This window comes from Neisseria sp. P0014.S009 (genome assembly GCF_051958155.1).
Lineage (GTDB): Bacteria > Pseudomonadota > Gammaproteobacteria > Burkholderiales > Neisseriaceae > Neisseria > Neisseria flavescens_C.
Genome location: NZ_JBQCVS010000229.1, coordinates 1 through 241 on the forward strand (window position 1 = coordinate 1; position 241 = coordinate 241).

1 rRNA gene is annotated in these 241 nt (G+C 53.9%); it reads left to right on the plus strand.

From position 1 onward, the window contains the following. A 16S ribosomal RNA gene (locus tag ACTHS4_RS12440) occupies positions 1–241 on the plus strand; the annotation flags it as partial.

Below are 241 nucleotides of genomic sequence, written 5' to 3' on the forward strand. Positions count from 1 at the left end.
GCCTACGGGAGGCTGCAGTGAGGAATATTGGTCAATGGGCGCAAGCCTGAACCAGCCATGCCGCGTGCAGGATGAAGCATCTATGGTGTGTAAACTGCTTTTGTACGGGAAGAAACAGCAGAACGTGTTCTGCCTTGACGGTACCGTAAGAATAAGGACCGGCTAACTCCGTGCCAGCAGCCGCGGTAATACGGAGGGTCCAAGCGTTATCCGGAATCATTGGGTTTAAAGGGTCCGTAGG